The sequence below is a fragment of the Aequorivita aquimaris genome, from assembly GCF_001573155.1.
Lineage (GTDB): Bacteria > Bacteroidota > Bacteroidia > Flavobacteriales > Flavobacteriaceae > Aequorivita > Aequorivita aquimaris.
This window is the reverse complement of record NZ_JRWG01000005.1, coordinates 220235-234137: the sequence shown is the minus strand read 5'-3', so window position 1 is coordinate 234137 and position 13903 is coordinate 220235. Positions and strand designations below refer to the sequence as shown.

General features: G+C 38.5%; 10 protein-coding genes. 9 read left to right on the top strand and 1 reads right to left on the bottom strand.

Annotated features, from left to right (window positions below):
- The first annotated feature begins 5 nt into the window (after positions 1-5).
- The 9 genes from LS48_RS09995 to LS48_RS09955 all read left to right on the top strand — a co-directional run bounded on the left by LS48_RS09995 (position 6) and on the right by LS48_RS09955 (position 12929).
- Positions 6-482, top strand: coding sequence for a DUF305 domain-containing protein (locus LS48_RS09995; protein ID WP_062622396.1), 477 nt, complete (start codon positions 6-8; stop codon positions 480-482).
- The gene (locus LS48_RS09990; protein WP_062622395.1) at positions 479-2995 is read left to right on the top strand and encodes a heavy metal translocating P-type ATPase; all 2517 of its coding nucleotides are present in this window, start codon (positions 479-481) and stop codon (positions 2993-2995) included. Before LS48_RS09995 ends, LS48_RS09990 begins: the two co-directional genes overlap by 4 nt.
- Before the next feature lie 3 nt (positions 2996-2998).
- A complete protein-coding gene (locus LS48_RS09985; RefSeq protein WP_062622394.1) occupies positions 2999-5233 on the top strand; it encodes a TonB-dependent receptor in 2235 nt (744 codons plus the stop codon).
- A 30-nt stretch (positions 5234-5263) separates the two neighbouring features.
- Positions 5264-5629 (top strand): heavy-metal-associated domain-containing protein, encoded by a 366-nt coding sequence (locus LS48_RS09980; protein ID WP_062622393.1) that lies wholly within the window; start codon positions 5264-5266, stop codon positions 5627-5629.
- Between the two features lie 80 nt (positions 5630-5709).
- Positions 5710-6030, top strand: coding sequence for a four-helix bundle copper-binding protein (locus tag LS48_RS09975; protein WP_062622392.1), 321 nt, complete (start codon positions 5710-5712; stop codon positions 6028-6030).
- A gap of 326 nt (positions 6031-6356) precedes the next feature.
- Positions 6357-6890 (top strand): DUF8685 domain-containing protein, encoded by a 534-nt coding sequence (locus LS48_RS09970; protein ID WP_062622391.1) that lies wholly within the window; start codon positions 6357-6359, stop codon positions 6888-6890.
- A 385-nt stretch (positions 6891-7275) separates the two neighbouring features.
- Positions 7276-10485, top strand: a complete 3210-nt coding sequence (locus tag LS48_RS09965) for a SusC/RagA family TonB-linked outer membrane protein (RefSeq protein ID WP_062622390.1) — start codon at positions 7276-7278, stop codon at positions 10483-10485.
- An 11-nt stretch (positions 10486-10496) separates the two neighbouring features.
- Positions 10497-11954, top strand: a complete 1458-nt coding sequence (locus LS48_RS09960) for a SusD/RagB family nutrient-binding outer membrane lipoprotein (protein WP_062622389.1) — start codon at positions 10497-10499, stop codon at positions 11952-11954.
- Positions 11955-12092: 138 nt separating this feature from the next.
- On the top strand, positions 12093-12929 hold the full coding sequence (locus tag LS48_RS09955; protein WP_062622388.1) for a zinc-dependent peptidase: 837 nt from the start codon (positions 12093-12095) through the stop codon (positions 12927-12929).
- On the opposite strand, the gene LS48_RS09950 is transcribed toward LS48_RS09955, so the two are convergent.
- On the bottom strand, positions 12923-13903 hold the full coding sequence (locus LS48_RS09950; RefSeq protein WP_062622387.1) for a YpdA family putative bacillithiol disulfide reductase: 981 nt from the start codon (positions 13901-13903) through the stop codon (positions 12923-12925). The genes LS48_RS09955 and LS48_RS09950 overlap by 7 nt on opposite strands.

Genomic DNA, 13903 nt, shown 5'->3' with positions numbered 1-13903 from the left:
GAATTATGGAAAATAATAAAAACACTCACGGGAATCCTTACACAAAATTCGTTTTAATGCTTGCGGCATCTTTTGTTGCAATGTATATAACGATGTATTTAAACACTTATGAAATGGACCATGTCTATTTCAGCCTCACTCGTTTTTATATGACGTGTTTGGGCATATCTGCTATGGCTTTAATCATGTTTTTCTTTATGAAGAAAATGTACAAAAACCGAAAAAAGAATACGGCAATTCTGTTGGGAAGCATGCTCCTATTTGGCAGCGCGCTTTTCTTGGTTCGGGCACAAAAACCAATTGGAGATGTTTTGTGGATGAAAGCAATGATTCCGCATCATTCCATCGCTATTTTAACGAGTGAAAGAGCGGATATCCAAGACCCCGAAGTAAAAAAACTGGCCAATGATATTATTGAAGCACAGCGCAAGGAAATTGGAGAGATGAAAGAAATGATTAATCGTCTTGAAAAACAAAAATGATACACACATATAAAATACACGGAATGACCTGCAACGGCTGCCGAAGCCATGTGGAACAAACTTTAAGTGAAATTGAAGGCGTTTCAAAAGCATCGGTAAACCTTGAAAAAGCCGAAGCGGTAATTGAAATGGAAAAACATATTCCATTGGAAGTTTTTGAAAAAGCATTGGAAGACGACGGCGGAAGTTACAGTATTTCCCTTCCCGACGATGCCGAGGCCGCGCAAAAGCATAAAGATAAAAAGGAAGAGAAACGAGCCAAGCAAAGTAGCACAGGCACCTTTTATTGCCCGATGCATTGCGAAGGCGAAAAAACCTACGACAAACCCGGCGATTGCCCAGTCTGCGGAATGGATTTAGTCCGAGAGCAATCCCCCCTCCTTGGGAGGGGGACAGGGGGAGGATACACCTGCCCAATGCATCCCGAAGTAATTCGCGACGAACCGGGTTCCTGCCCCATCTGCGGAATGGATTTGGTACCAAAAGAGGCCGACGAATCTGCCGAAAACAAATCGTATAAAAAGTTGCTGAAAAAGTTTTGGATTGCGATAATTTTCACAATTCCAATCTTTATAATAGCAATGTCCGAAATGATTCCAAACAATCCGTTGTACGATTGGATGCCAATGAGCACTTGGAATTGGATACAATTCGGCCTTTCAATTCCCGTGGTTTTTTACGCCACTTGGATGTTTTTTGAACGGGCCTATCGCTCCATTAAAACCTGGAATCTCAATATGTTTACCCTCATCGGGATTGGCGCTGGGGTGGCTTGGCTTTTCAGTGTTTTCGGGATGTTGTTTCCAGATTTCTTCCCAGACCAATTTAAAACCGAATCTGGCACCGTACACGTTTATATTGAAGCGGCAACGGTCATCCTCACCTTGGTTTTAATGGGCCAGGTTTTGGAAGCGCGCGCCCACAACCGCACCAATTCCGCAGTAAAGGAATTGCTAAAATTGGCGCCAAACAAAGCCGTGAGAATTGTTGACGGAAAAGAGGAAACCATCGCAATCGATAAAATTGAGGTTGGCGATAAACTCCGCGTAAAACCGGGCGAAAAAATTCCCGTGGACGGAAGTATTTTAGAAGGCGAAAGCTCCGTTGACGAGTCGATGATTACGGGCGAACCCGTGCCCGTTTCAAAAGCCGAGGGGGATAAAGTAAGTTCGGGCACCATCAATGGGCAACAAACTTTCGTAATGAAAGCCGAAAAAGTGGGAAGCGATACTCTGCTTTCCCAAATCATTGAAATGGTGAACAAAGCCAGCCGAAGCCGCGCTCCAATCCAAAAATTGGCCGATAAAATTTCGGGTTGGTTTGTACCGATTGTGGTTTTGGTTTCAATAATCACCTTTATCGTTTGGGCAGTCTTTGGGCCCGAGCCAAGATATGTATATGCCTTGGTGAATGCGATTGCGGTTTTGATAATTGCCTGTCCGTGTGCCTTGGGGCTCGCAACGCCAATGTCCGTTATGGTTGGAGTAGGGAAGGGCGCACAAAGCGGCGTACTGATCAAAAACGCCGAAGCGCTTGAAACGCTAAATAAAATTGACGTTTTGATAATTGATAAAACCGGAACGATTACCGAAGGAAAACCTTCTGTGGAAAAAGTTGGCGCTGCGGAAAATATTTCGGAAGAGGAAGTGCTTCAATATATCGTTTCGCTCAATCACAACAGCGAACATCCATTGGCTGATGCTACTGTTAAATACGGAAAGGAAAAGAATTCCGAAGTTTTAAAAACTACCGATTTCAATTCGGTTACCGGAAAAGGGGTGACCGGAACTATCAACGGCAAAAAGATTGCGCTCGGGAACGAAAAGATGATGCAGGAGGCTGGTGCGGATATTTCCGAAGTGCTTCAAAAAGAAATTTCCGAAGCACAGAAAAAAGGCAAAACCGTGCCGATGCTTTCCATTGATGGAAAAGTGGTTGGCTTCGTTGTGATTGCTGATAAAATAAAGGAAACCAGTAAAAAAGCAATCAACGAACTTCAGAAAAAGGGAATTCAGGTTATAATGCTCACCGGCGATAACCACGACACCGCAAAAGCTGTTGCTTCCGAATTAAATCTCGCCGATTTCCAAGCTGAAATGCTTCCGCAGGACAAATTGGAAGTTGTTGAAAAGCTGCACGCCGAAGGCAAAATAATTGCAATGGCCGGCGACGGGATAAACGATGCGCCCGCCTTGGCAAAAAGCGATGTGGGCATCGCGATGGGAACCGGAACCGATGTTGCCATTGAAAGTGCCGGAATAACCTTGGTGAAAGGCGATTTGCACGGTATTGTAAAAGCGTTTCATCTAAGTGAAAAAGTGATGGGCAATATTAAACAGAACCTCTTTTTCGCTTTAATTTATAACGTACTCGGCGTGCCTATTGCCGCAGGGGTGCTCTTTCCGGTTTTCGGAATATTATTATCACCAATGATCGCCGCGCTGGCTATGAGTTTCAGCTCGGTTTCAGTTATTACTAATGCGCTTCGATTACGAACCGCTAAAATAAATTAAACAATGAAAAATCTATTATACTTATTTTTTATACTTCCACTTTGCATTTTTTCACAGGAAAAAGTAACAGGGACTATCACTGAAAATGTTGATAACAAAGAAGTTCCGCTTGGGGGCGCAAACGTGTATTGGCTGAATACCCAAGTGGGAACGGTTACCGATTTTGACGGTAATTTTGAATTGGATTATAAACCCGAATACAAGAAATTGGTCATCAGTTTTGTGGGTTATAAAACCGATACTATTTCAATAAATTCTCCGAAGCGAATTACACATTCGTTAAAGTCCACAGCCAATCTTGACGAGGTTACGGTTACGGCGCGACAGAAAGCTACTTCACGTTCTTTCATTCAAGCTACAAATGTTTTGAACGTAAGCAGCGCCGAACTTTTGAAGGCTGCTTGCTGTAATTTGGCGGAAAGTTTTGAAACAAATCCTTCCATTGATGTGAACTTTGCCGATGCCATTTCGGGAACGCGACAAATTAAAATGCTTGGGCTTACCAGTCCGTATATTTTGATAACCACTGAAAACGTTCCAAGCATTCGCGGGGCTTCGCAGGCTTATGGACTGAGTTTTATTCCGGGAACCTGGGTGGAAAGCATCCAAATAACCAAAGGCGCAGGTAGTGTTACAAATGGTTATGAAAGCATTGCAGGGCAAATAAATGCCGAATTGCAAAAACCTACCACAGACGATAAACTTTTTGTTAACGCTTATGGCGCAGGGAATGGCCGTTTTGAGCTGAATACACATCTCAACACAAAAATTACTGACCGTTGGAGCACAGGGCTGTATATTCACGGAAATTTGCGTGAAACGGAGTTTGATAAAAATGATGATTCTTTTCTCGATGCACCCTTGATGCAGCAAGTAAATGTGATGAACCGTTGGCAATACACCGATACCGAAAACGGTTATGTTGGTTTTTTCAATTTTAGGTATTTGAATGATGAAAAACAGACAGGCCAAACGTCCTTTAACCCAGATAAAGACCGTGGAACCACCAACGCTTGGGGAAGTGAAATAAAAACCCAGCGGTTTGATGTATCTGGAAAGTTTGGGTATGTAAATCCTGATATTCCTTGGCGCACTGGTGGCTTGCAAATAGCATATAGCCACCACGACCAAGAATCTTATTTTGGGTTGAGTGATTACAATATTCAGCACAACAGTTTGTACGCCAATTTGCTTTACAATTCCATAATCAGCGATTCGCGCCATAAAATTAAAACCGGGCTGAGCGCTACTTATGATGGGTATGACGAATTGGTTTTGACCGAAAATTTCAGCAGGGTTGAAAATTCCGTTGGGGCGTTTTTTGAATACAATTTCGACAATTTGGGCGATCTTAATTTTTCTGCGGGAATTCGCGCTGATGTGCACAACAGATTGGGAACTTTCCTAACGCCGCGGTTCCATTTGCGTTACACACCTTGGGATAAATCGGCTTTTAGAGTTTCTGCGGGCAGAGGAAAGCGAAGCGCAAATATTTTCACTGAAAACCAAAGTCTTTTTGCCACATCGCGCAGCTTGAATATTTTGGGCAACGGTGGGAAAATTTACGGGCTGGACCCAGAGATAGCTTGGAATTATGGATTTTCATATTTACAGGGTTTCAATCTTTTTAGCAGAAAGGCGGATATTACTTTTGATTTTTACAGGACTGATTTTGTAAACCAAATTGTTGTGGATTGGGAAAACCCGAATGAAATTAATTTTTATAATTTGGAAGGTGAAAGTTTTTCGAATAATTTTCAAGTAGAATTCAATTATAATCCCTTTACCCATTTTGACATGCGATTGGCCTATAAATATTACGACGTGGAAACAACTTATTTAAGCGGTAAAAAGCAAACGCCATTGACGCCAAACCATCGTTTTTTTGCGAACGCTTCGTATGAAACCGGGCAAGGGGCAAATGGCGGCAATTGGAAGTTTGATGCTACGTTCAACTATTTGGGCGAGCAACGGTTTGCTTCCACCGAAAGCTATTTGAATACCATTGGACTTTCAGAATTTTCACCTTCGGTTTCCACCTTGAATGCGCAGATTACTAAAGTTTTTTCAACTAATTTTGAAATTTACGTAGGCGGTGAAAACATAACGAATGTTACGCAGGAAAATCCAATTGTGGGCAGTGACAGCCCGTTTGGAACAACTTTTGACACTACCTATGTTTACGGCCCCATTTTTGGAAGCTCGTATTATGCAGGTTTAAGATATCGACTTAATTAATTCTAATAATCAACTTTAAAAATGTAATGTATGAAAAATGTAATTTTAATTTTAGGAATTCTCTTTATTGGAGCAACTGGTTTCGCCCAAAACAAAAATGCCAAAGCTACGATTGAAGTGGACGGTGTTTGCGGCATGTGTAAGGAACGCATTGAAAAGGCATCTATTCAGGCCAAAGGTGTGAAATCGGCAATTTGGAATGTGGAAACACATCAACTGGACTTGATTTATAACGAAGGGAAAACCGATTTGACAAAAATTCAACAAAGTATTGCTGATACCGGGCACGATACCCAAGATATAAAGGCGAAAGATGAGGTTTATGAAAAAATAGATCCTTGCTGCAGATATCGCGACCAGCAAGTTATTGACGATCATAAGCAAGGCGCAGAGTAATTTTAGCAGGATTTTATAATTTTCTTAATAGTGAGTAAGCATTGATTTTGGTAATTTGATTTTATAAAAAAATTCAAATTATGAAAAATGAAAAATTAATTCACGCTTTGGGCAATTGCATTAACCATTGCAATTATTGCGCAGATGCATGTTTGGACGAAGAAAATGTAAAAATGATGGTAAACTGCATCCGAACGGACAGAGTCTGTGCGGAAGTTTGTAGTACGCTCAACCAGTTGCTGGCAATGAACTTTAACGATGTTGACGATCTTGTGCGATACTGCGCAAAAATATGCGACACCTGCGCAGATGAATGTTCAAAGCACGAAGCAAAACATTGCCAAGATTGTGCAGAAGCCTGTAGAAAATGTGCCGAAGAGTGTCGTAATTACTTAGCTTAAACAGGCTGTTAAAGTTTAGCTAAGAAGAGAATAATTTAACAGTGGCTCCTTTTACCTTTATATAGTTAATTCAAAAAAAGTAATTGTTATGCCACAACAACAGCAAAACAAAAAGCCGCAACCCGCAAAAGGTCCACAGGCCAAAAAGCAGGATAACAAAAAGGCTCCACAAGCTGCTCCAAAGAAGAAGTAGTTTATGGCCGGTCATATTAGACCCAAAGAACCATCCCGATTTTTAAATCTGGATGGTTTTTTTATGAAATACAGCTTTTGTGGACTAAGGATAAAATCATTTTAATTATTTTTACTGGCTAAAATTATAAAGAATGAAACAGATTTTAGGAATAGGTTCCAGAATTAACCATCCAAAATACGGTAAAGGGGTTGTAACAAACGTTACTGCAAAAATGTATTGGGTAACCTTTATTGAAAACGGCCTTGAAACAATCTCCACAGACGAAGATTTTGAGATCATTGATGCCGCCGAGGACGAGGTTGACACCGTAAGTTTTTACGAAGTAGAAAAAAGCCTGCGTGATATTTTAAAAAAATGGAATGGATTCAGTGAAATTGTACCCATAGCCGATAAATGGAAAGGCGGGACTATGGTTTTAAAGCCAGCAGATTCAAATTTGGCTTCAAAGGAAATTCCTATCGATACTTTTTTTCACAAAATAGTGATGCTCCGCGATAGATTGCGGGTTATGGAACAAAAAATCAATTCTAGTAAAGAATTGGCAGAACAGGATAAAATAGATTTGCAGCAATACATAACACGGTGCTATGGTAGCTTAACTACGTTTAATGTTTTGTTTAAGAATAATTCGCAACAATTTAAAGGAGAAAGCGCTGGTAAGTAATCTTTTTTATCTGTGATTTCCATAGAAAATTCACTATCTTTTTGAGTATAAATTGAAATGTTAGTTTAACAATATTTTTACAATTTTAAAGATTGTGTTAAAATGCCGTAAATCTCCTTAGTTTGCATTATTGGGGCAATTGTTCATAAAGTGTTTGAAAATATTTTAAAATATTTTCAAACACTTTTTTTAAATTCACTTTTTTTGAAGTCTTCCGAAAACGTAAGAAAATCAACGCTTTGCAAAATTTTATGTTAAAAATTAAGTTGTGAGAGTGTTTTTAAAATAACTTTTTGATAAAATTTTCATAATCTACTTCCTATAAAAGTTGGAATTGTAAGATTTTATTGGCACTTTTGGAGTGCTAATTCAAACAAACAAAAAAATGAAAACAAAGTTTAGTGGAATTTTAACACTATTATTAGTGTTGGTTGTGCAGCTCGCTTTTGCACAGGAAAAAACAATTTCCGGAATGGTGACCGATGACACGGGTCTGCCGCTTCCAGGAGTTAACATAATTATAAAGGGTACAAGTACCGGAACGCAGTCGGACTTTGATGGTAATTATACCATTGAGGCTGCGGTGGGACAAACGCTTGTTTATAGTTATGTAGGTTTTGAGACCCAAGAGATTGCTGTTGGGGCTTCAAATAAAATAGATGTTACAATGCAGGCTGGTTCAGTTTTGGACGAGGTGGTTGTAACTGCACTTGGTGTTTCTCGTGAAAAACAATCATTGGGTTACTCAACACAGCAAGTAGAAGGAGAAGATATCTCTACTGTAAAGGGTAACAACTTTACAAATGCACTTTCAGGAAAAGTTTCCGGTCTTCAAATTAGAAGAAACAACAACCTTGGTGGTTCTACCAACGTAGTTATTAGAGGTAACACCTCTTTAACTGGTGATAACCAAGCATTGTTTGTGGTTGATGGTGTGCCAATTAGTAACAGAAATACCAACGACGCTGCGCAAACTCAGGCAAGGGGTAATTACTACGATTATGGTAATGCTGCTTCGGATATTAACCCGGACGATATTGAGTCTATTAACGTGCTTAAAGGTGCTGCTGCATCTGCACTTTACGGTTCACGTGCTGCTAATGGTGTAATTATCATTACTACCAAAAAAGGTAAAAAATCAAAAGGCTTAGGAGTAACTATTAACTCTAATGCTACTGTTGGTTTTGTTGATAAGAGCACCTTTGCTGAATATCAAACTCAATACGGTCCTGGTTACGGTGATTACTTTACATTTGAGGATATTAATGGAGACGGTATAGATGATCAAGTAGAAAACTACCATGATGATGCGTCTTATGGTCCTGCATTTGACCCTAACTTATTTATCTATCAGTGGGATTCATTTGATCCTTCATCGCCAAATTACTTAAAAAAATCTCCGTACATAGCTGCTGAGAATGGACCATTAACATTTTTTGAAACTCCTATAACATTAACAAACTCCATTTCTATTTCAAATGGTCTTGAAAATGGTTCATACCGTTTGTCGTATACTAAACTAGATCAATCTGGATTATTGCCAAATAGTACTTTAGATAGACACAACTTTATCTTTAGTGGAACATATGATGTTTCTGAAAAATTGACAGCTAGTGGATTTGCCAACTATATTAAAACTGACGCATTGGGTCGTAACTCTACCGGTTATAATGACAACGTTGTTGGTAACTTTAAACAATGGTGGGCAGTAAGTACAGATATTAAACAGCAAAGAGATATTTATTTTGCAACCCGTAGAAACGTAAGTTGGAATCCAGATACTTCTGAAGCTGGTTCACCTCCAATATATTGGGATAACCCATATTGGACTCGATACGAAAACTATCAGAATGATGGAAGAAGCCGTTTTATCGGTAATTTTGAGTTAAATTATGAACTGGCTGAATGGGTAAATGTAACAGGTAGAGTTTCTACAGATACATATAATGAAAACCAAGAAGAGCGCAGAGCAGTTGGTTCTGTGGCAACTCCATTTGGTGTAGCGCGTGGTAATGTGGATTCAGGATATTTGAGAAGAGATATTACAGCTACTGAAACAAACTACGATTTAATGTTCAACTTTGATGCCGATTTTTCTGAGAGCATCAGTTTTGCGGGTATCTTAGGTACAAACATTCGTAGAAATGAGTTTAACTCCATTACTTCATCTACTGCCGGTGGATTGGTAGTTCCAGGTTTATATTCATTGCAGAACAGTGCATCACCGCTTCCAAATCCAGTTGAAAGAGCTGAAAAAATTGGAGTTGATGGTGTTTATGCAAGTGCATCTTTTGGTTTTGGAAACATTGTATTCTTGGATGGTACCATCAGAAGAGACCGTTTCTCTACATTGCCTGAAGATGAGAGTGCATTCTACTACCCATCTGTATCTACAAGTTTCGTGTTCAGCAAATTGCTGAATGTAAATGCTATTTCTTTTGGTAAATTACGTTTGAACTATGCTGAGGTAGGTAACGGAGCTCCGTTTGATAGATTGGTTGATACTTATACCATTAATAATGATATAGGAACTTCTATTCCAAACGTATCAAACAATCCAAACCTTAAGCCTGAAACTACAAAAAGTTACGAAGCAGGTTTAGAAATGCGTTTTGCAAATAACCGTTTAGGTTTTGATGTGGCTTACTACAAGTCAAACTCTATTGACCAAATTGTAACAGTGCCAATTTCTGCTGCTACTGGTTATACAGGAAAATTATTGAACGCTGGTGAAATTGAAAACACTGGTATTGAGGTTTCCTTAAATGCAATGCCTGTTAAAACTGATAATTTTAGCTGGGGCTTAAATGTTAACTGGTCTCAAAATGACAACGAAGTTGTTGAGTTACCTGATGGTATTGAAACATTGCAGTTAGGTAGCTTTCAGGGAGGTGTTACAATTAATGCTGTAAAAGGTGAGCCTTACGGAGTAATCTACGGTCAAGACTATGTTTACTTAAATGGTGAAAAAGTTGTAAATCCTGATAACGGAAGATATCTTAAGACTCCAACTTCAAATAATGTTCTTGGAGATACAAACCCAGATTGGTTAATGGGTATTTCGAATACCTTGACTTATAAGGATCTTTCTTTTAGCTTCCTTATTGATATACAAGAAGGTGGTAGCCTATTCTCATTAGATCAATACTATGGTCAGGCAACAGGTATTTATGCAAATACTGCTTACATAAACGATCTTGGTAATCCAGTTAGAAATCCTTTAGATGAAGGCGGTGGATTTATCAACCCGGGTGTAAACCCTGATGGTTCTACAAACACAACTAGAACTGATGCTAATGGATTTAGTGCCTTTGGTTATGCCGCACTTCCAGCTGCTGAGTTTGTATACGATGCAAGCTATATAAAACTTCGTCAGGTTTCACTTACTTATAATTTACCTTCAAAGTTCCTTGATAACACTTTTATGACTGGTTTGTCTTTTAGTGTTACTGGATCTAACTTGTGGATTATTGATAAGAATTTACCTTACGCAGATCCAGAAGCAGGTTTGAGTTCTGGTAACCTTCAAGGATATGTTACAGGTTCATTGCCAACTACCCAGGATTATGGGTTTAACATTAAAGCACAATTTTAATACATAGAAAAATGAAGAAACTGATTTTAATTTTAACTGCGGCTGTATTTGCCGTGTCGTGTTCAGATAACCTTGAGGACCTGAACCAAAATATAAAAGATCCTACTACGGTTAGTGGTGAGAGTTTGTTCGCATCTGCCCAAAAGCAACTTGCGGATCAAATTGTTACTCCTAACGTAAACCTAAACAACTTACGTTTATGGACGCAACAATTGCAGGAGACTACTTATACTGATGAGAGTCAATACGATCAAATAACTCGTGCTATTCCTGATAACCATTGGAGAGAGCTTTATAGAGATGTTTTAAAAGATCTTAAAGAATCTGCAAGAGTTATTACAGAAACAGATAATGATCTTACCAATAACCTTAAGCCTAACAAATTGGCTATTATTGAGGTATTAAATGTTTACGCATTTAGTAATTTGGTAGAAACTTATGGAGATATTCCTTATTCTGAAGCATTGGATATTGATAACCTTCTGCCTGTATATGACGATGGTTTAACTGTCTACAAAGACTTGATTTCTCGTTTGAATGCTGCTATTGGAAGTATGAACACTTCTGTAGGTAGCTTTGATGGGTCAACCGACCTTATATATGGTGGTGATGTTGCACAATGGAAGAAGTTTGCAAACTCTTTGAAATTAAGAATGGGTATTATGCTTTCAGATGTAGATGCTGGTTTGTCAAAGTCTACGGTTGAATCTGCTTTTTCTAGTGGTGTATTTACAAGCAATGCTGACAATGGTAGTTACCAATATTCTGCTGCTGCTCCAAACAATAACCCTATGAACGACAACTTAGTTCTTAGTGGACGTAACGATTATGTTGCTGCTGTAACAATAATTGATATAATGAATGATTTGGAAGACCCAAGAAGACCATCTTATTTCACCGATGTTGATGGTGAATATATTGGAGGCCAGATAGGTGAAATCTCTGCCTATGCAGACCATTCCCATGTCGCAGATGCATTAGTAGATCCTACAGCTCCTGGAGTTTTGCTTTCTTATGTGGAAGTTAGATTTTTATTGGCTGAAGCTGCCGCAAGAGGATACTCTGTAGGTGGAGACGCTGCTACTCATTATGCTGCTGCTATTACAGCTTCCTTTGATTATTGGGGAGCTCCTGATGTAGCTTCATATTTGGCAAAACCAGAAGTAGATTACGCTAGTGCACTTGCCACTAGTACTTCTACTCCTGCTTGGAAACAAGTGGTTGGTGTACAAGCATATTTAGGACTTTACAATAGAACTTTTGCTAGTTATCTATCTGTTCGTCGTTTGGATTATCCAATTTTAACCGAACCAACTGATGCTCAGTCAGGGTTCCCAACTCGTTATACATATCCAGTAGTAGAGCAAACCTTAAATGGTACAAACTATGAAGCTGCTGCTTCTGCAATTGGTGGTGATGCTCCAGAGACTCAACTTTTCTGGGATAAGTTTTATACTTTTGACTTTTAATAAATAGTGTATTACAGACTCTATTCAATAGAAATCCCCGGCTCATGCCGGGGATTTTTTTATATCTATTTTTAAAGAAATATTGATACCTGAAAAGCGTTATATTTATGATAATCCCTAAATGCTACCATTTATACTATGTCATTATTTTTTCTATCTGAAGCCTATGCTCCCTGGCTCGCGCCCTATGCATATGCAGTTGTATTACTTGGGTTTGCATTTTTTCTTTTCAGGGTTTTTGAAAATTGGTATGCAGCAAATTTTGACAAACCACTCTACAGACATTATTTTGTTTATAAAAAACTCTCCGATTCTAAATTGAAAATACTAGAAAAGGATTTCATCTTTTACAATAAACTTTCTGAAAAACATAAAAAACAATTTCAACACAGGGTAGCCCAATTTATTTCTGAAAAAAAATATGTGGGAAGGGATGATTTGGTCATTACCGACCATATGAAAGTGTTGGTGGCGGCAATTGGCTGTATGCTTAGTTTCGGTAGAAAAAATTATAGTTATTCCCTAATAGATTTCATACTTATCTATCCCGCTGAGTTTTTTAGCACGGTCAACAAAAATTACCATAAAGGAGAATTTAATCCTAGAGAAAAGGCATTGGTGCTATCATGGAAAGATTTTGAGGAAGGTTTTGCTATAAGTAATGATAATTTAAATGTGGGAATTCATGAATTTATGCATGCAATGCAACTAGAGGCCAAAAAAAACCGAGACTTGGATTCAATTCGTTTCGCAAAACAATTTCAAAATATTTTAAGGCAATTAACTAAGCCTGAGGTAAAAGATCAATTAGACAGAACAGAGTATTTTCGTGCTTATGCATTTACCAATCAGTATGAATTTATGGCTGTGTTGGCTGAATATTTTTTTGAATCTCCACAAGACTTTAAGCGTATTTTTCCTAAAATATACTTTCACACAAAAAAAATGCTAAATTTTAATTTTGCAGATTATTGATTTTTGTTTGAAATGTGTTCCAGAATCATTTTGGCGTGTATTCTGGAGTTCTCAATAAACCACTTGTGGGTTTCCATTCCACCGCAAATTACTCCGGCCAGATAAAGTGCTTTTATATTACTTTCCATTGTGTCGGGATTGTAAGTGGGAAAGCAGTTTTCGTCATCAGTAAGTTTAATTCCCAATTGTTTTAAAAAAGTAAAGTTGGGTTTATAACCTGTTAGTGCTACTACAAAATCGTTTTCTAATTTAACCGATTCTTCGGGAGTCTTTATAAAAACTTCTGATTTTGTGATTTTTTCAATTTCAGAATTAAAATAGGCTTTTATACTTCCCTCTTTAATTCGGTTTTCAATATCGGGTTTTACCCAATATTTTACCCGTTCACCTATTTCAGAACCTCTGACTACCATAGTTACCTCACCGCCTTTTCGCCATATTTCCAAAGCTGCATCAACAGCAGAGTTGCTTGCCCCAACCACTATTACTTTTTGCATTACAAAGGGATGTGCTTCTTTGTAGTAATGCATCACTTTTGGCAATTCTTCGCCAGAAACATTCAACATTTTTGGAATGTCGTAAAAACCAGTGCTAACGATAATGTTTCTAGCGACATATGTGCTTTTATCAGAAATAATATTGAAGTATTCACCCTCTTTTACGGCAGAAATAACCGATTCGTACAGGTTTATGTGAAGATTATTTGAGGTGGCAACTCTTCGGTAATATTCCAGAGCCTCATTTCTGTTAGGCTTGGGATTGCTGCTTATAAAAGGGATGTTATCAATCTCTAATTTTTCCGAAGTGGAGAAAAAAGTCATGTTCAGCGGATAATTGTAAAGGGAATTGGTTAGCGCGCCTTTCTCCACCACAACATAATCCAAGCCTTTCTTTTTACATTCAAGCGCACAGGCTATGCCTATGGGTCCTGCGCCGATTATTAGAGCGTCTTTCGTTTTTTTGTCAATAGACAT

Coding starts and splice junctions, on each gene's coding strand:
- LS48_RS09980 (WP_062622393.1), top strand. CDS start 5,264: ATGAAAAATGTAATTTTAATTTTAGGAATTCTCTTTATTGGAGCAACT.
- LS48_RS09960 (WP_062622389.1), top strand. CDS start 10,497: ATGAAGAAACTGATTTTAATTTTAACTGCGGCTGTATTTGCCGTGTCG.
- LS48_RS09990 (WP_062622395.1), top strand. CDS start 479: ATGATACACACATATAAAATACACGGAATGACCTGCAACGGCTGCCGA.
- LS48_RS09965 (WP_062622390.1), top strand. CDS start 7,276: ATGAAAACAAAGTTTAGTGGAATTTTAACACTATTATTAGTGTTGGTT.
- LS48_RS09985 (WP_062622394.1), top strand. CDS start 2,999: ATGAAAAATCTATTATACTTATTTTTTATACTTCCACTTTGCATTTTT.
- LS48_RS09970 (WP_062622391.1), top strand. CDS start 6,357: ATGAAACAGATTTTAGGAATAGGTTCCAGAATTAACCATCCAAAATAC.
- LS48_RS09950 (WP_062622387.1), bottom strand. CDS start 13,903: ATGTCTATTGACAAAAAAACGAAAGACGCTCTAATAATCGGCGCAGGA.
- LS48_RS09995 (WP_062622396.1), top strand. CDS start 6: ATGGAAAATAATAAAAACACTCACGGGAATCCTTACACAAAATTCGTT.
- LS48_RS09955 (WP_062622388.1), top strand. CDS start 12,093: ATGTCATTATTTTTTCTATCTGAAGCCTATGCTCCCTGGCTCGCGCCC.
- LS48_RS09975 (WP_062622392.1), top strand. CDS start 5,710: ATGAAAAATGAAAAATTAATTCACGCTTTGGGCAATTGCATTAACCAT.